Here is a 24,245-nt window from a genome sequence, read left to right on the forward strand (position 1 = left end):
ACGTGGGCGACTCGTACATGGCGGGAAGCGTGCTGGTACTGGCGGCGGGCGCGGTCAACATGCCGGAGAGCGCTGTTCTGCGCGGAGCCGTCGCCGCGCTGGGCACCTTCGGTGGCGCGGGGTTCCAGCCGAGCGGTGCCCGCAGCGCCCGCTTCCTCGGTGGCGAAGGGGAGGCGGTGACGGTTGCCCTCAAGCACCCCGCCTACCCGGCCGCCAATTCCTGGGTCCAGCTGATGCTCGGCGACGCCGACCCGGGGGCGTCCGTTGAGCTGTTCCTGACGGTCCACCTGGACGAGCCGGACCCGCTCGGGCCGGAGTGGGAGATGGCGCTCTCCCTCGCGACACAGCTCGTGACCGGTCTCGGGCCGAGCCTGGCGCACCTGACCGCGTGGCACGTCGACAGCCACGAGCCGAGCTACGCGTCCAGGCGGCTCCTCCCCGGCTCCGTCCTGCCGGAGGAGTTCGGACCCTGGACCTACGTCTCCGGTGCCGGGCTCACCGACCAGCTGCGCGAGCGACTCGCGGCCCTGCCCGCGCACGCTTCCCGGCCGCTCGGGGACGGGTGGCTGGTGCGGGCCGTCGAGCACCCCGGCGACGAGCCCGCGGACTCCCTCCACGACGCGCTGGACACCCTGGGGCCTGATCCGATCGCCTACCGCCCCGCTCGACTCACCGCGGGCTGATTCCGACGGAGCGCGGCCATCCCGGTACCGCCCGACACGATTGTCCATCCCACGTGGACTATTTCGGCGACGCCCGTTTTCGTCCACAGGAGATAGTCGCGGCCGTCGTGGAGTCGGTTTCCCGCGCCTGACGCGAAAGATATTCGGTTGCGTCCGCAACGAGGTGTCCGGTCGTGGCGGGTATGCGGCTCGATGAGCCAAACGCGTGGTCATGGAACCTTTGGTCTGGTATAGCGAAGTTAATGTGTAACCGGCAAAAATGTGGATGAGAGTGCGGGCGCAGCTGTCGCGTAACCGGACTGTGAATGGCTAACTTAGGGGAGGCTTGGCTATTTCACCGTGAAGGGAGACGCCAGTGGTCGGGGTGACCGGGTTGTCCGGCCGTACCGCGTTGGTCACCGGTGCCGCGCGGGGGATCGGTGCCGCCGTCGCCGATGCGCTGGCCCGTGAGGGTGTTTCCGTTGCGGGGGTGGACATCGACGTCGACGGGCTCAAGGAGACGGCGGACCGCACCGGCGGGTCGGTGGTGCCGTTCCCGGTGGACGTGACCGACCAGGACGCGTTCGCCCGGGTCGTGGCCGAGGTCGAGCGCGACCTCGGCCCGCTCGACATCGGAGTGTCCGCGGCGGGGGTGCTGCACCCGGCTTCCGTCGGCGCGACCAGCACTGAGGACTGGGCGCGCACGTTCGCGGTCAACTCGACCGGTGTGTTCTTCGTGCTGCGGGAAATTTCCCACCGCATGGTTTCACGCGGGCGCGGGGCGCTGGTCACCGTCGGCTCGAACGCGGCGGGCGTGCCGCGCACGGGCATGGCCGCCTACGCGGCGTCCAAGGCGGCGGCCACCATGCTCACCCGGTGCCTCGGCCTCGAACTCGCCGGGTCGGGGGTGCGCTGCAACATCGTCTCGCCGGGCTCGACCGACACCGCGATGCAGCGCGCGCTCTGGACCGACGGCAACGGGCCGGAGCGGGTCATCGCGGGCGACCCCGCGCAGTTCCGCGTCGGTATCCCGCTCAAGCGCATCGCCGACCCCGCCGACGTGGCCGACGCCGTGGTCTTCCTGGTCTCCGACCGCGCGCGGCACATCACCATGCAGAACCTCTACGTGGACGGTGGCGCCACGTTGTGCGCCTAGTCGCCCGCCCGCGCGGCCACCGCTGAGAAGCACGAGCGGAATCGGCGGGACGACGTCCAGCCCGTGTCCCGAACCGCTGTCACGAAAGGGAATCCTGGCGTGTCTCCTGCTGTCCTGGTGCGTCCCCGCCCTGTCCACCGGGCGGCAGACCTGTTATCCGCCTACCTGCCCGGCTCGTTCTACTACTCCTCCGCGCACGGCTCGATCCTCGCCGACGGCGTGCACGCCACGGTCGAGACCCGCGACGGCGACCGCGCCCGCGCCGTGTCCGCGGCGCTGGCCGCCGCGGCCCGGGCGGGTGTCGACCACCCCATGGTGGTGGGCGCCATCGGTTTCCGCCCGGACGGCCCGGCGAGCCTGGTCGTGCCCGCGCTCGTCCGCCGGGCCTGCGCGCCCACCGGCGACGGTCCCACCGGGGCGGCGGTCGCACCCGCGTGGACGATCGCCCCTCGACCGCAACCGTCCCACTACGCCGACGCCGTGCGCCGCGCGCTGGAGCGGATCGCCGGTGGCGAACTGGCCAAGGTCGTGCTGGGACGGTGCCTCGATCTGCTGGCCGACGCCCCGGTCGCGGTGCCCGCGCTGCTCGCCCGGCTGGTGCGCGCCGATCCCACCGCGCACGCCTTCGCCGTCGACGTCAGCGCGCCCGGCGACCCCGCCCCGCGCACGCTGGTCGGCGCCAGCCCGGAACTGCTGGTGTCGCGGCGCGGCACCGAGGTGGTGGCCAACCCGCTCGCCGGGTCGGCGCCGCGGGTGGCCGACGAGGCGGAGAACCGCAGGCGCCGGGCCGCGCTGCTGGCCTCGGCCAAGGACCGCGCCGAGCACGCGCACGTGGCGGCCGAGGTCGCGCGGGTGCTCGGTCGGTTCTGCCGCGACCTCGTCGTGCCCGCCGAGCCCACCGTGGTCGGCACGCCGACCATGTGGCACCTCTCCACCAGGATCACCGGCCGGATCGCCGACCCCACCGACCCCGGTGCCTCGTCGCTGGCCATCGCCGAGGCGCTGCACCCCACGCCCGCAGTGTGCGGGGTGCCCGTCGACGGCGCGCGCGACGCGATCGCCGCCCTGGAACCCTTCGACCGCGGCTACTTCACCGGCTTGGTCGGCTGGACCGACGCGCGCGGCGACGGCGAGTGGGTGGTCACCATCCGCTGCGCCGAGGTGTGCGACGCGGCGGTGCGCCTGTTCGCGGGCGCGGGCGTCGTCGCCGGGTCGGACCCGGACGCGGAGCTGGCCGAGACCGGCGCGAAGTTCCGCACCCTGCTGCGGGCGCTCGGCGCGTGGGAGCGGTGATGGACCACACCCCGTGGCCGCCGGAGGTCGCCGCCCGGTACCGCGCGGCGGGCCACTGGCGCGGGCAGACCTTCGGCGCGCTGCTCACCGCGCTGGCCGACGCGCACGCCACCCGCACCGCCGTGGTGGGGGAGCGGGACGGCGCCACCAGCCGCTGGGACTACGCCGAACTCGACCGCCGCGCCCACTCGATCGCGGCGGGCCTCGCCGACGCCGGGATCCGCGCGGGCGACCGGGTGGTCGTCCAGCTGCCCAACGTGCCCGAGTTCGTGCCGGTGCTGTTCGGGTTGTGGCGGGTCGGCGCCTGGCCGGTGTTCGCGCTGCCCGCCCACCGGCACACCGAGCTGCGCCACTTCGCCGAGCAGAGCGAGGCCGCCGCGATCCTCACCGTCGGCACGCACGAAAGGCACGATCACGAAGCCCTCGCGCACGCCGTGGCGGCTGAAGTGCCTTCGGTGCGCCAAGTCCACGTGGTGGGGTCGGCCGCGTTCGACGACCTGTCCGCGACCGCCGCGCGCGAGCTGCCCGACCCGGACCCCGCGAGCGTGGCGTTCCTCCAGCTTTCCGGTGGCAGCACGGGATTGCCGAAGCTGATCCCACGCACCCACGACGACTACCTCTACAGCGTCAGGGAAAGCGCCCGCATCTGCGCGCTGCGACCGGACAGCGTGTACCTCGCCACCCTGCCCGCCGCGCACAACTACCCGCTCAGCTCACCGGGAATCCTGGGCGCGCTGCACGTCGGGGCGAAGGTCGTGCTGTCGCCGCGCCCGGACCCCGACACCGCGTTCCGGCTCATCGACCGCGAGGGCGTGACGATCACCGGCGTGGTACCGCCGCTGGCCGCCACCTGGGCCCAGGCCGCCGCGCGCACCGAGCACGACCTGTCCACTTTGGAGGTTCTGCTCGTCGGCGGTGCCAAGTGCGGACGCGAGTTGGCCGAGCGCGTCGGACCCGCGCTGGGTGCGCGGTTGCAGCAGGTGTTCGGCATGGCCGAGGGACTGGTCTGCTACACCCGCCTCGACGACCCCGACGACCTCGTGCTGAATACCCAGGGACGACCCATCTCGCTAGACGACGAGGTCCGCCTGGTCGACCCGGAGAACCCGTCGGCGAGCTCCGACGACCTGGTGCCGGAGGGGGAGACCGGGGCGCTGCTGACCCGCGGCCCGTACACGATCCGCGGCTACTACCGCGCGCCCGAGCACAACACCCAGGCGTTCACCCCGGACGGCTTCTACCGCACCGGCGACCTGGTGCGGCGCGGCCCCACCGGGCACCTGGAGGTCGTCGGCCGCGCCAAGGAGCAGATCAACCGGGGCGGGGAGAAGGTCGCCGCCGAGGAGGTCGAGGACCACCTGATGGCCCACCCCGACGTGCTCGACGCCGCCGTGGTCGCGGTGCCCGACGAGTACCTCGGCGAGCGCACCTGCGCCTACGTCGTGCCCGTTCCCGGCGCCGCGCCCACCGGGCCCGTGCTGCGCCGGTTCATCCGCGAGCGCGGGGTCGCCGCGTTCAAGGTGCCGGACCTGGTGCAGGTCGTCGCGGCGTTCCCGGTGACCGGTGTCGGCAAGACCAGCAAACGTGAACTGAGGGCGGCGCTGGCCGCACTCGTGAGGGAGGCGTGACCGGTGTCCTTACCCAAGATCGCGGGCTACCCGCTGCCCACGGCGTCCGAGCTGCCCGTGGGCCGGGTCGACTGGCGGCCCGACCCGGCCCGGGCGGCGCTGCTCGTGCACGACGCGCAGCGCTACTTCCTCGCCCCCTTCGCGGGCGCGCCGATCCCGCAGGTGCTCGCCAACACCGCCGCCCTGCTCGACGCGGCGCGCGCCGCGGGCGTCCCGGTGTTCTACACCGCCCAGCCGGGTCGCCAGAGCGCCGCGGACCGGGGCCTGCTCACCGAGTTCTGGGGCCCGGGCATCGGCGGGGTCATCGACCGCGACCCGCGCGCGGCGGACGTCGTCGCCGAACTCGCCCCGAGGCCGGGTGACACGGTGCTCACCAAGTGGCGCTACAGCGCGTTCCAGCGCACCCCGCTGCGCGCGCGGCTCGCCGCGGCGGGCCGCGACCAGCTGCTGATCACCGGGGTCTACGCGCACATCGGCCTCCAGGCCACCGCCGTGGAGGCGTTCATGTCCGACATCCGGCCGATCCTGGTCGCCGACGCCGTGGCCGACTTCTCCCGCGCGCACCACGACCGGGCCTGCGAGTACGTCGCGCAGTGCTGCGGCACCGTGATCACCACCGCCGACGCGCTGACCGAGCTGTCGGCGCCGGTCTCGGCGGGAGCCGGGCGATGAGCGCCCCCGAGGCGGGCGCGCTGACCGGCGACCGCGTGCGGGCGGACATCGCCGAGGTGCTCGGCTGCGCACCGGCGGAGGTGACCCCGGAGGCCGACCTGCTCGACCTGGGCCTGGACTCCATGCGCACCATGGCCCTGCTGGAGCGCTGGCGGGCGGCGGGCGCGCCCGAGGTGGAGTTCGCCGACCTGGCCGAGGAACCCCGGTTGGACCGCTGGACCCGACTGGTGACCGGGGCGGGCGCGTGAACCGGGTCGACCACCGGCACCGCCACCGGGAGCGGATCGCCGAGGTCCGCGCGGGCACCGCGGCGGAGAAGGTGGGCTACCCGATCCGCGTGCGCGCCGCGGTGGTGGTGCGCACGGCCATGGTCGGGTCCGGTCTGCTGCGGGTCACCCTCGGCGGCCCGGGGACCGCCGGGTTCGAGGCGCACGCGCCCGACGAGCACGTCAAGGTGCTGTTCCCGGACCCGGACGGCACCCTGCGCCTGCCGGAGCCCAACGGCGACATGCTGCGCTGGCCCAAGCCGTCGCCCACCTCCCGCGAGTACACGGTGCGCCGCTACGACCCGGTCACCGGCGAACTCGACCTCGACATCGCCCTGCACCCGGACGGACTGGGCAGCGACTGGGCGCGCGCCGTCGAACCCGGCGCGGTCGCGCACATCGCGGGCCCTCCCGGCGGCCTGATCGTCCCGCACAACTACGACCGCTACCTCCTCGCGGGCGACCTCACCGCGCTACCCGCCATCGCCCGCTGGCTCGAGGAACTGCCCCGCACCGCGCGCGGTTGGGCGTTCATCGAGGTGGCGGACGCGAGCGAGCACATCGAGCTGAGCGCCCCCGAGGGCGTCGAAGTCCAGTGGCTGCACGGTGCCGAGCCCGGTCTGCTCGACCGTGCCGTGCGGGCAGTGCGCGTCCCCGAAGGTGAGCGGGTCTACGTGTGGATCGCGGGCGAGGCGGGCTCGATCAAGCCGCTGCGCCGCTGGGTCCGCGACGAACTGGGCCTGGACAAGACCGACCACGACATCACCGGCTACTGGAAGCGCGGTGTCGTCGACTTCGACGACGAGCACGACGACTGAGCCCCCCGGTCGCGATCAACCAACCTGCTGAAGGAATCTCCCATGCGCGTCCCCAGATCCGCCCGCATCGCCGGTGCGCTCGTGCTCGCCGCTTTGGCCGCCGGGTGCGGCTCCGGCCCCGGCGAGCCCGCCGCACCCGCGGGCGCCACCCGGGTCTTCACCGCGGACAACGGCGACATCACCATCCCGGTCTCGCCGAAGCGCGTCGTGGCCACCGGCTACGCCGTCCCGGCCCTGATGGAGGCCAACGCGCCGCTCGTCGGGATCTCCACCTGGCGGCGCGGGCTGCCGATGATGACCCCGGAGATCCGCGCCACCTACGACCGGCTGGCCAAGGTGGCAGGCGAGTCCGCCGCCGAGACCAACTACGAGGCGATCGCCCAGCTCGAGCCCGATCTGATCGTGATCGGCGTGCCCAAGCCGGTGCTCGCCGACATCGACATCGCGCGGCTGCGGGCCATCGCGCCGGTCGTGGCGATCGGTCCCTCGCTGCCCTCCGCGTGGCGGGACCTCTCGCGCAGGCAGGCCGACGCGGCGGGCGCGCTGGCCACCTTCGACACCATCCGCGACGCCTACCAGACCAAGACGAAGGCGCTGGCCGCGAAGTACGCGGGTGTCCTACCCGGACTGAAGTTCGCGCACCTGGGTGCCTACGGCGAGATCGCCAACGGCAACTTCCAGCGCGAGTTCAACGGTTCCTGGGGCACCAACGTCGCCCAAGACCTCGGTGCGAACTACTACGGCCAGGTCAAGGTGCGGGGTGGCGGTTCCAAGGACGTCAGCGAGTACCCGTCGATCGAGGAGTTGCCCACCGCCTTCGCCGAGGCCGAGGTGATCACCTACACGGTCAACGCGGACGGCTCCAACCCCAAGGGCGTGCAGTACGTGCTGGACTCGCCGCTCTGGAAGGGGCTGCCCGCGGTCAAGGCGGGCAAGGCGTTCCCGTTGCGCTACACGGAGGCCACGACGTACGGCTCGGCGATGGCCACCGCCGACGCGGTCGACAAAGCGCTCGCACCGCTGCTGACGTCGTGACCACCGTCCAGGTCCCACCCGCGCGACTACGGTCGGGAGCGCGCGTCGCGTGGCTCGTCGTGGCGCTCGTCGCGTTGCTGGCGGTCGCGGTGGTCAGCCTCGGCATCGGCGCGCACCCCATCGCGCCGGAGGACGTGCTGCGGGCGCTGTTCGCCCCGTCGGACACCGCGAACGACTCAGTGGTGCGGCACATCCGCGCGCCCCGCGCGCTGCTGGCCATCGGCGTGGGCGCGGCCTTGGGCGTCGCGGGCGTGCTGGTGCAGGTGATCTCACGGAACCCGTTGGCCGAGCCGGGGGTGCTCGGGGTCACCACCGGCGCCGGGTTCGCCATCACCGTCGGGTCCGCGATGGGTGCCGCCGCCTCTGCCGTGGGGGAGTTGGCGCTGGCGGTGGTCGGCGGTGTGTTGGCGACGGTCGTGGTCTTCGCGGTGGGCTGGGGTTCGCCGCTGCGGCTGGTGCTCACCGGGGTGGCGCTGAGTTCGGTGCTGTCCGGGCTGTCGCTGGGACTGCGGCTGTTGCTGCCGGATGTCTTCGACGCGTACCGGTTCTGGGCGGTGGGGTCGCTGGCCGGTCGGGAGCAGGCGCCGATGCTGGTGCCGCTGCTGGCCATCGCGGCGGCGCTGGTGGGGTCCGCGCTGCTGAGCAGGCAGCTCAACGCGTTGGCGCTCGGCGAGACCGTCGCGCGCAGCCTCGGCGCGAACGTGTCGCGGGTCCGGGCGGGCGCGCTGGTGCTGATCACGGTGCTGGCGGGCGCGGCGACCGCGGTCGCCGGGCCGATCCTGTTCGTGGGGCTGATCGTGCCGCACCTGGCCCGGCGCGCGGCGGGCGGCTCGGTGCCGTGGCTGGTCGCCTACGCCGCGGTGATCGGACCGGTCCTGCTGCTGGTGTCCGACGTGGGGTCGCGGGTGCTGCTGCCGACCGGTGAGGTGCCGGTGGCGTTCGTGACCGCGTTCCTCGGCGGGCCGGTGCTCATCTGGGCCGTCCGCCGCTACGGGGCGGCGCCGCTGTGACCGCCGTCGTCCTGCGCCGCGGGCGCTTCTCGATCCGCGTCGAACGCCGAACCCTGGTCGTCAGCGTCGTCGCGCTGGTCGTCATCGCCGGTCTGGCGCTGCTCGGTCTGTGCCACGGCGCGGTCTGGGCGAGTCCGGCCAAGGTGTTCGCCGCGCTGACGGGGGCAGGCGGCGACTCCGGTGTGGTGATCCGCCAGTGGCGCCTGCCGCGGGTGCTGGCGGCCGTGGTCTTCGGCGCCGCGCTCGGCGTGGCGGGGGCGATCTTCCAGGGCGTCACCCGCAACCCGTTGGGCAGCCCGGAGGTCATCGGCCTCGACGCGGGCGCCTACACCGGGGCACTCGTGGTGCTCACCGTGCTCTCCGGGTCCTCGGCGCAGCTCATCACGGGGTCCGTGCTGGGCGGGTTGGTGGCCGCGACCCTGGTCTACCTGCTCTCCCGGTCCGGTGGGCTCTCCGGGCTGCGGCTGGTGGTGATCGGCATCGCGGTCAACGCCATGTTGACCGCGGTCAACTCGTGGATCGTGCTGCGCGCGGAGCTGGAGGTGGCGATCGCCGCCGTCGGCTGGAGCGCGGGCTCGCTCAACGGGCTCGGTTGGGACGACGTCGGCGTCCCGTTCGTCGTCCTCGGTGTCCTGCTGGTGTTCCTGGCGGCGCGCTCGCGGGACGCGCAGCAGGCGGGGCTGGGTCGGGAGGTCGCGGTCGCCACGGGGGTCGGGCTGGAGCGGCTGCGGCTGGAGCTGGTGCTCATCGGCGTGGGTTGCACGGCGACGGTGACCGCCGTGGCCGGGCCGATCGCGTTCATCGCGCTGGCCGCCCCGCAGATCGGCAGGCGGGTGGCCGCCGCGCCCGGTGTCCCGATGCTCCCGGCCGCGCTGACCGGCGCGGTGCTGCTGCTGGGCACGGACCTGCTGGCCCAGGTGCTGCTCGCGCCGGTGCCCCTGCCCGCCGGGGTGGTCAGCACCGCGGTCGGCGGCTCGTACCTGATCTGGCTGCTCGCCAGGAAGGTCGGGCGCGCATGACCCGCCTGACCGCACGGGACCTGACCCTGCGCTACGACGACCGGGTGGTCTCCACCCGGCTGTCCCTGGACGTGCCCGACGGCGCCTTCACCGCCATCGTCGGCCCGAACGCCTGCGGCAAGTCGACGCTGCTGCGCGCGTTCGTACGGCTGCTGCGCCCTTCGGCGGGCGCCGTCCAGCTCGACGGGCGGGCGGTGAGCACGTACCCGAACAAGGAACTCGCGCGCGCCTTGGGTTTCCTGCCGCAGGAACCGGTCGCGCCCGAGGACGTACGAGTACGCGCACTCGTCGCGCGCGGCCGTTTCCCCCATCAGTCGTTGCTGTCGACCTGGTCCGAAGAGGACGAGCGCAGCGTCGCTGAGGCGATGGAAGCAGCGGGTGTGGCCGACCTCGCCGACCGTCCGGTGCACGAACTCTCCGGCGGTCAACGGCAACGGGTGTGGGTCGCGCTGGTCTTGGCGCAACGCACGACGCACCTGCTGCTCGACGAGCCGACGTCGTTCCTCGACATCGCCCACCAGTACCAGCTGCTGGAACTGCTGGCCCGGCTGCGCGACCAGGGCCGCACCGTGATCGCGGTGCTGCACGACATCAACCAGGCCTGCCGCTACGCCGACCACGTCGTCGCCATGCGCGACGGCCAGATCGTGGCCGAGGGCGCGCCCGCGCGGGTCGTCGACGCCGCGCTGATCACCAAGGTCTTCGAGCTGCCCTGCGTGGTGGTGCCCGACCCGGTGACCGGCACGCCGATGGTCGTCCCCGCCCTCTGACCACCCCCGACACCAGGAGATCGCGTTGAGCACAGCCCACGCCCACCCCGGCACCCGGTCCGAGTCGGCCTGCTCACCCGAGACGTCCTGGGAACTGACCCGCGCCCAGCGCGGCATCTGGGACGCGCAGCGCCTGGAGCCGGACTCGCCGTACTACGTCGTCGGTGACGTGCTGGAGATCGGCGGCGGTGGCCCGGTGGACGTCGAGGCGCTGCGCGCGGCGATCCGCGCGACCACCGAGGAGGCGGACAGCCTGCGGTTGCGGGTGTTCACCACCCCGGACGGACCGCGCCAGGAGATCTCCGCCGAGCCGGTGCCGCTGCCGGAGGTGGTCGACCTGCGCGGCGCGCCGGACCCGGTGGCCGCCGCGCACGCGCTGGTCGACTCGGAGCGCCGCCGGGTGGCCGAGGCGTGCCGGGAGATGGTGGAACGCCCGCTGTTCTCGCACACGGTGCTGCGCCTGACCGACCGGGAGGTGTGGTTCACGCAGCTGGGCCACCACTTGGTGTTCGACGGCTACACCGCGGCCATGCTGGCCCGTCGCACCGCGGCCCACTACACAGCTCTGGTGAGCGGGAGCCTGCCTGCGCCGTCTCCGTTCGGCCGGTTCGCCGACGTAGTGGCCGCCGACCGCGCCTACCTCGCGAGCGAGCGGGCCGCACAGGACCGGGCGTACTGGCGCGCGCGGTTCACCCCGTTGCCCGACCTCGACGACATCGCGGGGGGAACCGGGCTTCCCGAGCGCACGGTCACCGCTCGGACCGTGTTGCCCACCGCCGACCTCAACCGGCTGCGCGAGGTCGCGGAGAGCGTTGGCGCGACGTGGGGTGAGGCGCTCATCGCCTGCTACGCCGCGTTCCTGCACCGGGTGCTGGGCCGTGACGACGTGGTGTTCGCGCTGCCGTTGATGTGCCGGTTCGGGTCCGCGCTGCGCACACCGGCCATGGCGGTCAACGTGCTTCCCCTGCGGGTCAAGGTGTTCGGCGGCGACGGGCTGGCTGAGCTGACCGCGCGGGTGGCCACGGCGATGCGGGAAATGCGCGCGCACCAGCGCTACCGCGGCGAGGACCTGCCCCGCGACCTGGCCGTGCCCGGCGCGGGAGCGTTGCTGCACGGGCGCGGGGTGAACCTCAAGGCGTTCGACCTCGCGATCGATTTCGCCGGGTCCACCGGGACCATGCGCAACGTCGCGGGCGGACCGCCGGAGGACATGGGGCTGAGCGTGCTGCCCACTGGTGATGGTGGGGTGCTGCTGGGCTTCGAGGTCGACGCCCGCACCCACGACCAGGCGGGTGTCGACCGCAGGCTGGACGCGTTGTGCGCGCTGATCCGGGGCCTGACGGACTCGGACGCGCCCGTGGTCGGGCGGGTCGAGCTGGTCGGGCCCGAGGACTTGGTGGCGCTGCTCGACGCGTGGCGAGTCGAGGCCGTGCCGGGGGTGCCGCGCGATGTGCCCGGTCTGTTGGCCGATCTGCTCGTCGACCACTGTGGACAGACGGTATTGGTGTGCGGGGCGCGGCGGCTGAGCGTCGAGGAGTTGGTCGTCGAGGTGCGCAGGCTGGCGCGGGCGCTGCGGGCGCGCGGTGTCGGTGCCGACGACGTGGTCGCGCTGCCGCTGGACCGGTCTGCTGACCTCGTCGTCGCCTTGCTGGCGGTGCTGGAGGCGGGCGCCGCGTTCCTCCCGCTCGACATCGAGCACCCGGCGCCGCGGCTGCGCGCGACGGTCACCGAGGCGGGTGCGGTGCTCGCGCTCGCCTCGGCGGCCACCGTCGACGTGGTGCCGCCGGAGGTGCCGCGCCTGGTGCTCGACGCGCCGGAGGTTCGCGCCGAACTGGCCGCGTTGTCGGGCGCTCCGTTGTCCACTGAGGAGCTGTCGGCGCCTCGGCATCCCGACCACCTCGCCTATGTCATCTTCACCTCCGGTTCCACCGGCACCCCCAAGGGCGTGCTGGGGCGGGTCGGCGGTCTGGCCTCGCTCGTGCACCACCACCGGTCCACCACGGTGACCCGCGCCACGCGGGCGGCGGGACGGCGGCTGCGGGCAGCGCACACGTACTCGTTCGCCTTCGACTCCGCGCTCGACCAGCTGCTGTGGTTGCTGTGCGGGCACGAACTGCACGTCTACGACGCCGACACGGCACGCGACGCGACCGCGTTGGTCTCCGCGCTGACGCGTGATGGCATCGACGTCGTCGACACCACGCCGTCGATGGCCGCTCCCTTGGTGGACGCGGGACTGCTCGACGGCCCCCATCGACCGGTGTTGCTCATCCTCGGTGGGGAGGCCGCGCCGCCCGCGCTGTGGCGTCGGGTGGCCGCGTCCGGCATAGCCGCACGCAACCTCTACGGGCCGACAGAGGCCACTGTGGACAGTGTGGGCGCCTGGCTCGACGGCGGCGACCCGGTGATCGGGTTCCCGGTCCCCGGAACCCGCGTCTACCTGCTGGACAACGCGCTGCGCGTGGTGCCGCCGGGCAGTGCGGGGGAGTTGTACCTGGCGGGCCCGCACCTGGCGCGCGGCTACCTCGACCGGCCCGGCGCCACCGCCGAGCGGTTCCTCGCCGACCCGTTCGGCGCCCCCGGCGACCGGATGTACCGCACCGGCGACCTGGCCCGCTGGGTACCGGGCCGGGGTCTGGCGTACCTGGGCCGCCGCGACGGGCAGGTCAAGGTTCGGGGCCACCGGGTCGAACTCGGCGAGGTCGAGGCCGCGTTGGGCGCACTCCCCGGGGTGGGGGCCGCAGCGGCGGCCGTGCGCACCGACACCGGTGCGCCCCGGCTCGTGGGCTACGTCGTCCCCGCCGCGCTGACCACGCTCGACCCGGACCGGGTCCGCGCGGAATTGGCGGAGCGGGTGCCCGATCACCTGGTGCCCACGGCCGTGGTCGTGCTGGACGCGCTTCCCGTGACCACCAACGGAAAGCTCGATCGCACGGCGCTGCCCGCTCCCCGCTCGGCGAGCGGTGGACGTGCTCCGCGCACGGAGCGGGAACGGCTGCTGTGCGCCGCCGTCGCTGAAGTCGTCGGGGCGGAACAGGTCAGCCCGGACGACGACTTCTTCGCTGTCGGCGGCGACAGCATCACCGCGATCGGCGTCAGCAGCAGGCTGCGCGCACACGGCGTCGACCTGCGTCCCCGCGACCTCCTCGGCCGCGGCAGCTTCGCCGCGCTGGCCGCCGCCGGGCGCGACCTCGACGAGGCGCGAGTGGTCGAGGTCGACGAGCCGACCGGGCCGGTGCCCGCGCCACCCATCGTGCGCGCGCTGCTCGACCCGCACCCCGACCACACGTCGATCGCGGGGTATGCGCAGTGGACGGCGTTGCGCGTCAACGAGTTCCTGACCCTCGCGGACCTCGCCCGGGGCGTCCGCGCGCTGGTCGACCACCACGACGCCTTGCGCTTGCGGGTCTCGTCATCCGGTGAACTGCTCGTGCCTCCGCCGGGGCTCTCGGGGCCCGAGGTCGTCGAGTCCGAAGGGGACGACGCGGCAGCTTCGGCGGCCGCGTTGGCCGCCGAACTCGACCCGGCCGCGGGCGAGGTCGTGCGGGTGGCGCTGCTGCGCACGCCGCCGGGCGCGCCGGACGAGGTCGTGGTCGTGATCCACCACCTCTCCGTCGACGGCGTGTCGTGGCGGGTGCTGCTCGCGGACTTGCGCGCCGCTTGCGCGGGTGAACAACTCTCGCCCGTAGGCACCTCGTGGCGCGGACACGCGCTCCGGCTCGCCGCGCAGGGCGCCACCGGTGCCCGCCGGGCGGAGATCGACCACTGGCGTGCCGCCCGCGACGACTTCCGCGTCGGCACCCGTCCGCTGGACCAGGCTCTCGACACCACGGCCACCGCGTACCGCACCACCACCGTCGCCTCGCCGGAAGCGAGCGCGGCCGTCCTCAGTGGACTGCCCAACGCCTACCGCGCGGGCTCCGACGAGGTGCTGCTCGCCGCGCTCGTCCTCGCCCTGCGGCTGTGGCGCGGCGACGAACGCGACGCGGTGACCGTCACCGTCGAGGGGCACGGTCGGGACCACTCCGGGCTCGACCTCGCCCGCACGGTCGGCTGGTTCACCGCCGAACACCCCTTGCGCCTCCCCGCCGACGCCGTGCGCTCGTCCGAGGACTTGGCCGACGCGCTCGCCGGCGGTCAGGCCGCCGGGCGGTTGGTGCGCGCGGTCAAGGAGGCCAAGCGCGCGGTTCCCGACCACGGCATCGGCCACGGCGTGCTGCGCCACCTCGATCCCGAGACCCGCGCGGAGTTCGCCGCGGTCCCGCCGCCGGACGTGCTGCTCAACTACCTCGGCCGCTTCGCCCCGGTGCCCGACGGCGGGTGGCGGCTGCCCGACGACGACCCGTTCGCCGTCATCGAACCCGCGACCAAGTCGCTGGAACAGGTACTCGCCCTCAACTGCTTCGTCCGCGAGGGCACCCGGCCGCGCATCGCCGTCGAGTGGACCGCCGCCGGGCTCGTCGTCACCCCGGAGGCGCTCGCCGACCTGCGGCACGCGTGGGAGCGGGCGCTCGGCGCCCTCGCCGCGCACGCCGAGCACGGCGGCGGGCTCACCCCGTCCGACCTGCCGCTGGTCGCTCTCGACCAGGACGCCATCGACGAACTCGAGCGGCACGGCCGGGTGCTCGACGTCCTGCCCGCCACGCCCCTCCAGGTCGGATTGGCCTTCCACACCCAGGTCCGCGGCGACCAGGACACCGACGTCTACGTCGTGCAGGCACTGACCCTGCTGCGCGGCGCCCTCGACCCCGACCGGATGCGCGCGGCCACCCACGAGCTGCTGCGCAGGCACCCCGCGCTGCGCGTCCACCTGCACACCACCACCGGAGGGGAGGTCGTCCAGGTCATCCCCGCCGAGGTCACCCTCGACTGGCGGCGCGTCGACCTGACCGGGCACACCCCGGACGAGCGCGCCCGACTCCTCGCCGAGCACTGCCGCGCCGACCTGGAACGCCCCTTCGACCCCGCCGCCCCGCCGCTGGTGCGCTTCCTGCTGTGCACCCTCGGCCCCGACGAGCACCGCCTGGTCATCACCAACCACCACGCCCTGCTCGACGGCTGGTCCATGCCACTGGTCGGCCGGACCCTCCTGGCGACCTACGCCGAACTCGGCGGCGGCCCCGCCGCCCCGACCGGGCCTTCCCTGACCGACTACCACCGCCTGCTGGCCGGTCGCGACCACACCGCGGGCTTGGCGGCGTGGCGTACCGCTTTGACCGGCCTCGAGGCAGGCACCCGACTGGCGCCTCCCGCCGCGGTGTCCGAAGTGGCCCGTCCGGAGCGCGTGATCGTCAACCTGGGCGCGGAGTTCAGCGGACAGCTGCGCGCGTTCGCCCGGGAGCAAGGCGTGACCACCACGACCGTGTTCCAGACCGCGTGGGGCGTGCTGCTCGGCAGGCTCACCGGGCGCGACGACGTGGTGTTCGGTTGCCCGGTCTCCGGCAGGCCCGCCGAACTCGACGGCGTCGAACGCGTCATCGGCCAACTCGGCAACACCATCGCGGTGCGCGTGCGCGCCGCGGCGGCCGAGACCGCCACCTCCGTGCTCGCGCGGGTGCAGGCCGAGAGCGCCGCCCTGGTCGAGCACCACCACGTCGGGCTGCCCGACGTACAGCGCGCGGCGGGGCTGGGTGAGCTGTTCGACACCATGCTGGTGATGGAGAACTTCCCGCTCTCCAGCAGGAACCGCACCACCCTCGCCCCCGGCCTGGACCTGGTGGGCGTGGACATCACCGACGCGACGCACTACCCGCTGACCGTGATCGTGATTCCGGGGGACGAGATCGTCGTCGGCCTCGGCTACCAGCCGGGCGTCTTCGACGAGGACACCGTGCGCGGCTACGGCCGTTGGCTGCGCACTCTCCTCGCGGAGATCGTCACCGACCCGAACCGACCCGTCGCCAGGCTGCGCGCCCTCGACGCCGCCGAACACCGGGCGATGCTCGCCATGGGGGAGGGGCCCGAGCCGAGCAGGCCGGTGGCGGGCTGCCTGGCGGAGTTCGACCGGTGGGTGCGCCGCAGCCCCGACGCGGAGGCCGTCGTGTGCCGCGACCGCACCCTCACCTACGCCGAACTCGACCGCCGCGCCAACCGCCTCGCCCACGCCCTGATCGCGGGGGGCGTGCGCCCGCAGGACCCCGTCGCGGTGCTGCTCACCCGCGACATCGAGATGGTCGTCGCCCTGTTCGGCGTGTTCAAGGCCGGTGCCGTGCACGTCCCGATGGACCCGACCTACCCCGTCGACCGACTGCGGTACATGGTCGAGGACATCGCTCCCGCCGCCGTGATCGCCACCCCCGACTCGCGGGCAATCCCGGTCGACGCGCCGGTCATCGACCCCACCACCATCGCCGGTACGTCCACTTGGGACTCGGACCCGGTCGCCGCCCGGCGCCGCATCACCGACGACTCCATCGCCTACGTCATCTACACCTCCGGTACCACCGGCAAGCCCAAGGGCGTCGCCATCCCGCACCGCGGCCTGCCCAGCCTGGTCACCCTGCAAGAGGACGTCGTCGGCATCCGCGCCCGCGAACGCTACCTGCACTTCGCCTCGACCAGCTTCGACGTGGCCTTCTGGCAGTTCATGCTGCCCCTGCTCTCCGGCGGCACCTCCGTCATCGCCCCCGAGGAAGCCCGCGTCCCCGGCGACGAACTGCTCGACTACATCGTCGAGCACCGGGTCACCGGGGTGAACCTGCTGCCGTCCTTCGTCGCCGCGATCCCCGACGACACCCCGGTCGACCGCGACGTCCTCGTCATGATCGGCGCCGAGCGCTTGGACCCCGAACTGGCCCACCGCTGGGGAAACCGCCGCGCGCTGTTCAACGCCTACGGCCCCACCGAGGTCACCATCAACTCCGTCACGTGGCGCTACCGCCCCGACGACCCGGGCCCCCTCCCGATCGGCCGCCCCGACCCCCAGGTCCGCGCCTACGTCCTCGACGCGGGCCTGCAACCGGTTGGCGTCGGCGTCGCGGGCGAGCTGTACCTGGGCGGCCCCAAACTGGCCCGAGGCTACGTCAACCGCCCCACCCTCACCGCCGAACGCTTCGTCGCCGACCCCTTCGGCCCGCCCGGTTCCCGCTGCTACCGCACCGGCGACCTCGTCCGCTGGCGCCCCGACGGCCAACTGGTGTTCCTGGGCCGCACCGACCACCAGGTCAAGGTACGCGGCTTCCGCATCGAGCTGTCCGAGATCGAGACCGTCCTCAGCAGACACCCCAATGTCCGCGCGTGCGCCGTAATCGTCCGCGAGGGCAGGTTGGTCGGCTACATCCTGCCCACCGACGACACCGCCCCCGACTCGGCATCACTACGCGAACACCTGAGCACCGACCTCCCCGACCACATGGTCCCCACAGCCTTCGTCCTGGTCGACCACCTACCCCTGGGCCCCACCGGCAAACTCAACCGCGACGCCCTCCCCGACCCGGCCCCACGCACCTCCACCGAGTCCAGGGAACCAGCCACTCCCGCCGAAACCGCGCTGCTGGCCGTCTTCCGCGAAGTACTGGGCAACGTCCACCTGGACGACTCCTTCCTGGACATCGGCGGCGACAGCATCGTCTCCCTACGAGTAGTCTCCAGAGCCCGCCGAGCAGGCCTGACCCTCACCGCCCGCGACGTATTCGAAGGCGGCACAATCGCCGGAATAGCCGCCCGCTGCCACACCGCAGAGTCCACACAAGACAGCCCAGCAGTAGGCGACGCCCCCCTGACCCCACTAATGCGATCCCTACTCCAACGCGGCCCCGCGGACACCTTCTGCCAATGGGTCCAAATCTGCGTACCCCCCAGCACCACCACCGAATGGCACCAAACTCTAAACGCCCTCCTAACCCGCCACGACGCCCTACGCGCCCACTTGGCCGACACCAAGGCGGGCCTAGTACTACGCATCCCCGCGGCGGGAGCCGTTACCAGCACAGACATCCTCACCGTGGTATCCGCCCCGGACGCACAGACCACCCCCGCCGCCACCACCGTGTTCGCCACGGCGTCCCCCGCTGATGCCTCCAGTGCTGCGGCTCAGGAGCACATCGCCCACGGAGCGGTCGACCCGTCCACGGGACCGGTAGTGGACGCTCCTGAGGCGAGTGTGGCGACTGGCGCGGATGCGTCCACCTCGGCGCCCCCTGTCGATGCCTCTGCTGCTCCGGCTTGGGAGCACATCGCCGGCGCCGCAGCGAATCAGCCACCGCACTCTCCCGAGTCCGGGCAGGCGAGCACTGCCGACCTGTTCTCCGCCGCCGTCGACCTCGGCGCACTCGCCCGTGCGCACATCACCCGCGCCCGCGCCGAGATGAACCCCCGCACCGGCCCACTCCTGCGCGCGATCTGGATCGACGCCGGACCAAACCGCCTCGGCAGGCTCATCCTCGTCGCCCACCACCTCGTCGTCGACGCCGTGTCCTGGCGAATCCTGATCGACGACCTAGCCCAAGCCCACGCAGGCGCCCCCCTACCCCGCCACGGCCTATCCCTGCTCGGCTGGGCCACAGCCCTGCGCGAAGCCGCCCCCGCCCGCCAAAGCGAACGCGCCCACTGGCACCGCGTCGCCGCCACCCCCGTGTGCCCGCTCCCCGCACTCGACTCGACCCGCGACACCGCGGCAACCGCCCGCCACCACCACGTCCGGATCGACCCGGCCACCACCCGCGCCGCGGTCACCACCCTCCCCGCCGCCTACCGCACCACCCCCGACACCGTCCTGCTCACCGCCCTCGCCCGCGCGATCGCCGCCTGGCGCGGCACCGCCCCCGACCTGCTCGTCGCCCTCGAGGGCCACGGCCGCCCAGCTCACCGGCCCGACTTCTCCGGTCCGGCCGACCTGTCGCAGACCGTCGGCTGGTTCACCGCCGTGCACCCGGCCCGCATCCACCCGCCCGCGGGCACCGCCCCCGCCCTGCGCGCCGTTCGCGAACACCTGCGCGCCGCGGGCGACGGCCTCGGCCACGGCATCCTGGGCGACGACCTCGTGCGCCACCCCGACGTCAGCTGGAACTACCTCGGCCGCTTCCCCGCCGCGCCCACCGAGGAAACCGCCTGGCAGCCCCCGCCGGACGCCGACCCCCTCGGCTCCGGCGGCGTTGACCTACCGCTACCGCACGCGCTCATGGTGAACGCCATCCTCCGCGACAACGAGCTGGGCGTCCGCTTCACCTGGCCCGCGGCCCTGTTCACCCCCGCCCGGATCGGCGAACTGGGGGAGCGCTTCGCCCACGAACTCCACGCGCTCACCACCGACACCCCCGACGGCGAAATCCTCCCCCTGACCCCGCTGCAAGAACTCATGCTCGACCAAGCACGCACAGGCACCGACCCCTACACCGTCCAAGGCGTCTTCACCCTCAACGGCCCCCTCAACCTGCCTGCCCTCCGCGCGGCGGGCACACACCTCCTTACCCGCCACCCCAACCTGGGCGCGGTGTTCCCACCCGGCCACGCCGTCCAAGTCATCCCCACCCAGCCCGAGCCCGACTTCACCACCCGCGACGTCGACGACATCGAACGAGACCGGGTCCTGGCCGAACTCCTGGCTGAACCGTTCAACCTCGCCACCGGCCCCCTCTTCCGAATCACCGTCCTCCACCGAGGCCCCAACCACCACGACCTGGTACTGACCACCCACCACCTCCTCTCCGACGGCTGGTCAGCCCCGCGCATCCTCACCGAACTGTTCGCCCACTACACCGAAACCGACCTACCCGTCCCCACCCCCTTCTCCCACTACACCCGATGGCTGGCCGCCCACGACCACACCACCGACCTGCGCGCCTGGCGCACCGAACTCCTGGACCTCCCCGAAGGCGACCACCTCCTGCACGGCAGGCGCTCCACCGTCGCCGCCGCCGACCCGGTCCTGTTCACCGTCCCCACCCACACCGTCGCCGCCCTCACCACCGCGGCCACGGCCCGGGGACTGACCCCCAACACCATGCTCCAGGGAGCGTGGGCAGCGATCCTCGCCACCCGCTCAGGCCGTCGCGACGTCACCTTCGGCACCATGGTCGCCTGCCGCACACCCGAGGTGGCGGGCGTGGAGGACATCCTCGGCTTGCTGGCCAACACCGTCCCGGTCCGCGTCCACCTCCAAGGAACCGTCGCGGAAGCACTGGCCGACGCCCAGTCACGCCAACAGGCGATGGTCGAACACCAGCACATCGGGATACCCGAACTCACCACACTCACCGCCCGAGAGCGCCTCTTCGACACCCTCCTCGTCTTCGAGAACTACCCGGTAGACCCAACCCGCCTACGTGAACCAGCCCCCGGTCTAACCGTCACCGACACCCGCTTCCGCGAACGCACCCACCACCCACTCACCCTCACCGTCGTCCCCACCGACGCGGGCTGGACGGCCGTGCTCTCCCCCCAAGCCGGACTCTTCGACCCAGGCGAGCTCAACGCCATCGCCACCGACCTCCAACACACCCTGCGCGCCCTACCCACCCTCCTCGACGAGCCCACCGACCGACTGCTGGGGGAGACCACATGAGCCCCGACACGGGGCGGGTGCTCTTGCCCCAGGAAGACCCCATCGCCACCGGTCTCCCGCGCGCCCAGCCTGACCCGGCCCGCGACAACGCGAGCACCGGTGCGGGCCACACCGCTCCGGCCGTAGGCCTGTATCCCCGCCCCGTCGTCATAGCCGGCCTCCAGCGCACAGCTCCACACCCGTCGCCCACCCAGCTCAACAAAGACATCGAGCAGCCGCAGGGTGAAGACCACACGAGCACCCGCCGCGAATCGGACCAGCGTGTTCCAACTCCAGGTCAGACCCCGCACCCCGCCGACGCCAACGCAATCAACCCCCAGCACGCCGCCCCTCGCGCGTCCCAGGCCGGGCCTTCCACCTCCGCCAACAACCTCCGGCACACCGCCCCACGAGCCCAATCCACCCAGCCCAACAAGCACTTCGACCGCCTGCCGCGCGGAGACCACGCGAGCCGCACCGGTAGGCCTGGTCTCCAGACCAGGGGTCCCGCCCCGGCCATCAACCTCCGGCACACCGCCCCTCTCACCCAGTCCAACAAGCACATCGCCCGCTCGCCGGGCAGGGACCACACGAGCGCCACCGCGAGTTGCGCTGGCGCGCCCCGTCCCAGGCCCCTCACCACCAACCCGCACCGCCCCGCTCCACCAGCGCGACCCGCCCCGCTCACCAACCGCCTGCCACGGGAGTCCACATGAGCACCGACGCGGCGCGCCCCACCGTCGACCGGGCGTTGTGGCGGACCGCGTTCGTCCTGGTGCTCGGCACCTTCATGGCGACACTCGACACCACCATCGTCTCCGTGGCCATGGACGTCCTGGTCGACCGGTTCGCCGTCTCCGTCACCGACATCCAATGGGTCAGCACCGCCTACCTGCTCGCCGTAGTCGCCGCCGTCCCAGCCTCCGGCTGGCTAGCCGACCGCACAGGCGGCAGGCGCGCCTGGACCGCCGCCATCGCGGTCTTCCTGCTCGCCTCCCTGCTCTGCGCACTGGCCTGGTCCCTCCCCAGCCTCATCGCCTTCCGCGTCCTGCAGGGTGCCGCGGGCGGACTGCTACCACCCCTCGGCCAAGCCCTCCTCGCCCGAACCGCGGGCCCGGACCGCATCGGCCGTGTGATCAGCGTCGTCGCCGTGATCCCCCTCCTGTCCCCGGTCCTCGGCCCACTCGCGGGCGGCGCCATCCTCGCCGTCGCCCCCTGGCCCTGGCTGTTCTGCGTCAACCTCCCCATCGGCGCGGTCGCCCTCCTCCTCGTCCGCCGGTGCGTCCCCACCGGCCCGCCCGCCGACCACCGCACCCCCTTCGACCTACGCGGCGCCGCCCTCCTCTCACCCGGACTCGCCGTCCTCGTCTACGGTCTGACCGGCCTGGGCCACGGCCCGGTCCCGCCCATCGCGATCGCCGTGGGCGCGGGCATGCTCGCGGCCTTCGTCGTGCACGGCCTCCGCACCAAGGGCGTCCCCCTGATCGACCCGCGCCTGTTCACCCGCCCACCGCTCGGCGTCGCGGCGATGGCGCTGCTGGTCCTGGGCGCCTCCGTGTTCGGCACCATGTTCCTGCTCCCCCTGTACCTGCAACGCGCCGACGGCCAAACCGCGTGGCAGACCGGGCTCCTGCTCGCCCCCCAGGGCATCGGCGCCGCCGTCGGTTCGCTGTGGGTCAGCCGGGTCGTGCACCGCATCGCGCCCCGCACGCTCGTGCTGAGCGGCATCGTCCTGGTCGCCCTCGGCACGGCCGTGTTCACCCAACTGGCCAACGACATCCCCGACGCCGCCATCGCCGCCTCCCTGCTGCTCCGCGGCCTGGGCGCGGCGATGATCGGCGCCCCGGTCATGACCATGGCCTACCGCGCCGTCGCCCCCGCCCAGATCCCGCGTGCCGCGGGGGCACTGAGCCTGCTCAACACCCTCGGCGGCTCCGTCGGCACCGCCGCCCTGGCCTTGGTCCTGCAGACCCGCTTCACCGCCCGCGGCCCCGACACCGCCGCCGCGTTCGCCGACACCTTCTGGTGGGTGCTCGCCGCGACCGTCCTCGCGGCCCTGGCCGCCACCCGCCTACCCCGGCCACGACAAAACCCGCCTGCTGCCCAAGCCACGGAAGGAGCACAACGATGATCCACCACGACAGCCCCGCGCGTGGCGGCGCGGCCGTCCGCGAAAGTCTCTGCTGCTGCGAACCGCCGGACGCCGCCTTCCCAGTACGCCGGGACACCGCGGTCACGGCCTTGCTGACCGCAGTCTCCGCCCGCCCAGCCGCGCAGCAACCGCCGTGGCCGCACCAGTTCGAAGTCGACGACGTGGAAGCCGAACTGGCCGAACTACCCGGCCTGACCACCGAAGCGGAAGTCGACGACCTGGCCGGCGCCATGACCCTGGTCGCCCGCGGCGACGCGCTGGTGCTGCAAGGCGGCGACTGCGCCGAGCGGTTGCACGAAGCCGTACCCGACCTCGTCCGCCGCAAGGTGGACTACCTGCAGGGCTTGGCCGCCATGATGCGCGCCGCCAGCGGCCTGCCCAGCGTGGCCGTCGGCCGACTCGCGGGCCAATACGGCAAACCGCGTTCCTCCCCCTACGAACCGTCCCCGACCGACCCCGGCCTGCGCATGGTCGCCTACTGCGGCGACGCGGTCAACGCCCCCGAACCCGAACCACCCCAACGCGTACCGAACCCGCGCCGCCTCCGCGCCGCCTACGACAGCGCCCAAGCCGTCCTGCGCGAGGTCCGCCGGGCGTCAAGGGGCAAACCCCCGGCGGAGCGCGTCCACGTAGCCCACGAACTCCTCCTCCTGCCCTACGAACGGCCACTGGTACGCGCGGGCGCCCAAGGCCCCTTCACCACCTCAACCCACTTCGGCTGGATCGGCGAGCGAACCCGCGCCCTGCCCGGCGCGCACGTGGCGCTGGCGGCCGGACTGCGCAACCCGATCGGAGTCAAGATCGGCCCCACCGCCACCCCCGACGACGTCGTGGCGCTGACCCGGGCGCTCAACCCCGAAGGCCTACCCGGCAAGCTCTGCCTCATCACCCGCTACGGCGCGGGCGAAGTCGACCGACTGCTTCCCGGAGTGGCCAAAGCCGTTGCCAGGCACGGCACCCCCGTCGTATGGCTATGCGACCCCATGCACGGCAACGGCCTCAAGATCGCGGGTACCAAAACGCGCCTCGTCGAGGACATCCTGACCGAGGTCGCCACGTTCGTGAAAGTCCTCAGTGGACTGCGACTGCGCCCCTCGGGCCTGCACCTGGAACTCACCCCGGACCCCGTCACCGAGTGCGTCTCACCCCAAGACGCCGAACCATCCTTCCCGGACTACCGCTCCACTTGCGACCCAAGACTCAACCCGGAACAATCCGTGGCGGTGATCGCCCATTTCCTCGACCGCCTGTCCTGAGCGCCTATGAAGAAAACCGAAACGAGGG

14 protein-coding genes are annotated in these 24,245 nt (G+C 73.1%); all 14 read left to right on the forward strand.

Annotated elements, in window-relative coordinates; all coding sequences use genetic code 11:
- Window positions 1-2 precede the first annotated feature (2 nt).
- The 14 genes from V5P93_RS11075 (at window position 3) to V5P93_RS11140 (ending at window position 24,217) form a co-directional block, all read left to right on the forward strand.
- Window positions 3-683 (forward strand): hypothetical protein, encoded by a 681-nt coding sequence (locus V5P93_RS11075; protein WP_104482512.1) that lies wholly within the window; start codon window positions 3-5, stop codon window positions 681-683.
- 364 nt (window positions 684-1,047) lie between these two features.
- On the forward strand, window positions 1,048-1,818 hold the full coding sequence (locus V5P93_RS11080; RefSeq protein WP_104482542.1) for a 2,3-dihydro-2,3-dihydroxybenzoate dehydrogenase: 771 nt from the start codon (window positions 1,048-1,050) through the stop codon (window positions 1,816-1,818).
- A 99-nt stretch (window positions 1,819-1,917) separates the two neighbouring features.
- The gene (locus V5P93_RS11085; RefSeq protein WP_104482511.1) at window positions 1,918-3,111 is read left to right on the forward strand and encodes an isochorismate synthase; all 1,194 of its coding nucleotides are present in this window, start codon (window positions 1,918-1,920) and stop codon (window positions 3,109-3,111) included.
- Window positions 3,111-4,739 (forward strand): (2,3-dihydroxybenzoyl)adenylate synthase, encoded by a 1,629-nt coding sequence (locus V5P93_RS11090; RefSeq protein WP_104482510.1) that lies wholly within the window; start codon window positions 3,111-3,113, stop codon window positions 4,737-4,739. The genes V5P93_RS11085 and V5P93_RS11090 overlap by 1 nt, the downstream gene beginning before the upstream one ends.
- Before the next feature lie 3 nt (window positions 4,740-4,742).
- Complete coding sequence (locus V5P93_RS11095) at window positions 4,743-5,411, forward strand: isochorismatase family protein (protein WP_104482509.1); 669 nt, start codon at window positions 4,743-4,745, stop codon at window positions 5,409-5,411.
- Window positions 5,408-5,659 (forward strand): phosphopantetheine-binding protein, encoded by a 252-nt coding sequence (locus V5P93_RS11100; RefSeq protein WP_104482508.1) that lies wholly within the window; start codon window positions 5,408-5,410, stop codon window positions 5,657-5,659. The genes V5P93_RS11095 and V5P93_RS11100 overlap by 4 nt, the downstream gene beginning before the upstream one ends.
- On the forward strand, window positions 5,656-6,495 hold the full coding sequence (locus tag V5P93_RS11105) for a siderophore-interacting protein (RefSeq protein WP_104482507.1): 840 nt from the start codon (window positions 5,656-5,658) through the stop codon (window positions 6,493-6,495). The genes V5P93_RS11100 and V5P93_RS11105 overlap by 4 nt, the downstream gene beginning before the upstream one ends.
- A 42-nt stretch (window positions 6,496-6,537) precedes the next feature.
- The gene (locus V5P93_RS11110; protein WP_104482506.1) at window positions 6,538-7,530 is read left to right on the forward strand and encodes an ABC transporter substrate-binding protein; all 993 of its coding nucleotides are present in this window, start codon (window positions 6,538-6,540) and stop codon (window positions 7,528-7,530) included.
- Window positions 7,527-8,540, forward strand: coding sequence for an iron ABC transporter permease (locus V5P93_RS11115; RefSeq protein ID WP_104482505.1), 1,014 nt, complete (start codon window positions 7,527-7,529; stop codon window positions 8,538-8,540). The genes V5P93_RS11110 and V5P93_RS11115 overlap by 4 nt, the downstream gene beginning before the upstream one ends.
- Window positions 8,537-9,559 (forward strand): iron chelate uptake ABC transporter family permease subunit, encoded by a 1,023-nt coding sequence (locus V5P93_RS11120; protein ID WP_104482504.1) that lies wholly within the window; start codon window positions 8,537-8,539, stop codon window positions 9,557-9,559. Before V5P93_RS11115 ends, V5P93_RS11120 begins: the two co-directional genes overlap by 4 nt.
- On the forward strand, window positions 9,556-10,329 hold the full coding sequence (locus V5P93_RS11125) for an ABC transporter ATP-binding protein (protein WP_104482503.1): 774 nt from the start codon (window positions 9,556-9,558) through the stop codon (window positions 10,327-10,329). Before V5P93_RS11120 ends, V5P93_RS11125 begins: the two co-directional genes overlap by 4 nt.
- A 25-nt stretch (window positions 10,330-10,354) precedes the next feature.
- Window positions 10,355-20,830, forward strand: a complete 10,476-nt coding sequence (locus V5P93_RS11130; protein ID WP_245931670.1) for a non-ribosomal peptide synthetase — start codon at window positions 10,355-10,357, stop codon at window positions 20,828-20,830.
- 691 nt (window positions 20,831-21,521) lie between these two features.
- The gene (locus V5P93_RS11135) at window positions 21,522-22,940 is read left to right on the forward strand and encodes a DHA2 family efflux MFS transporter permease subunit (protein WP_104482502.1); all 1,419 of its coding nucleotides are present in this window, start codon (window positions 21,522-21,524) and stop codon (window positions 22,938-22,940) included.
- Window positions 22,937-24,217, forward strand: coding sequence for a 3-deoxy-7-phosphoheptulonate synthase (locus tag V5P93_RS11140; protein ID WP_104482501.1), 1,281 nt, complete (start codon window positions 22,937-22,939; stop codon window positions 24,215-24,217). The genes V5P93_RS11135 and V5P93_RS11140 overlap by 4 nt, the downstream gene beginning before the upstream one ends.
- Window positions 24,218-24,245 lie beyond the last annotated feature (28 nt).

It is taken from the genome of Actinokineospora auranticolor, assembly GCF_041897805.1.
GTDB classification, from domain to species: Bacteria; Actinomycetota; Actinomycetes; order Mycobacteriales; family Pseudonocardiaceae; genus Actinokineospora; species Actinokineospora auranticolor.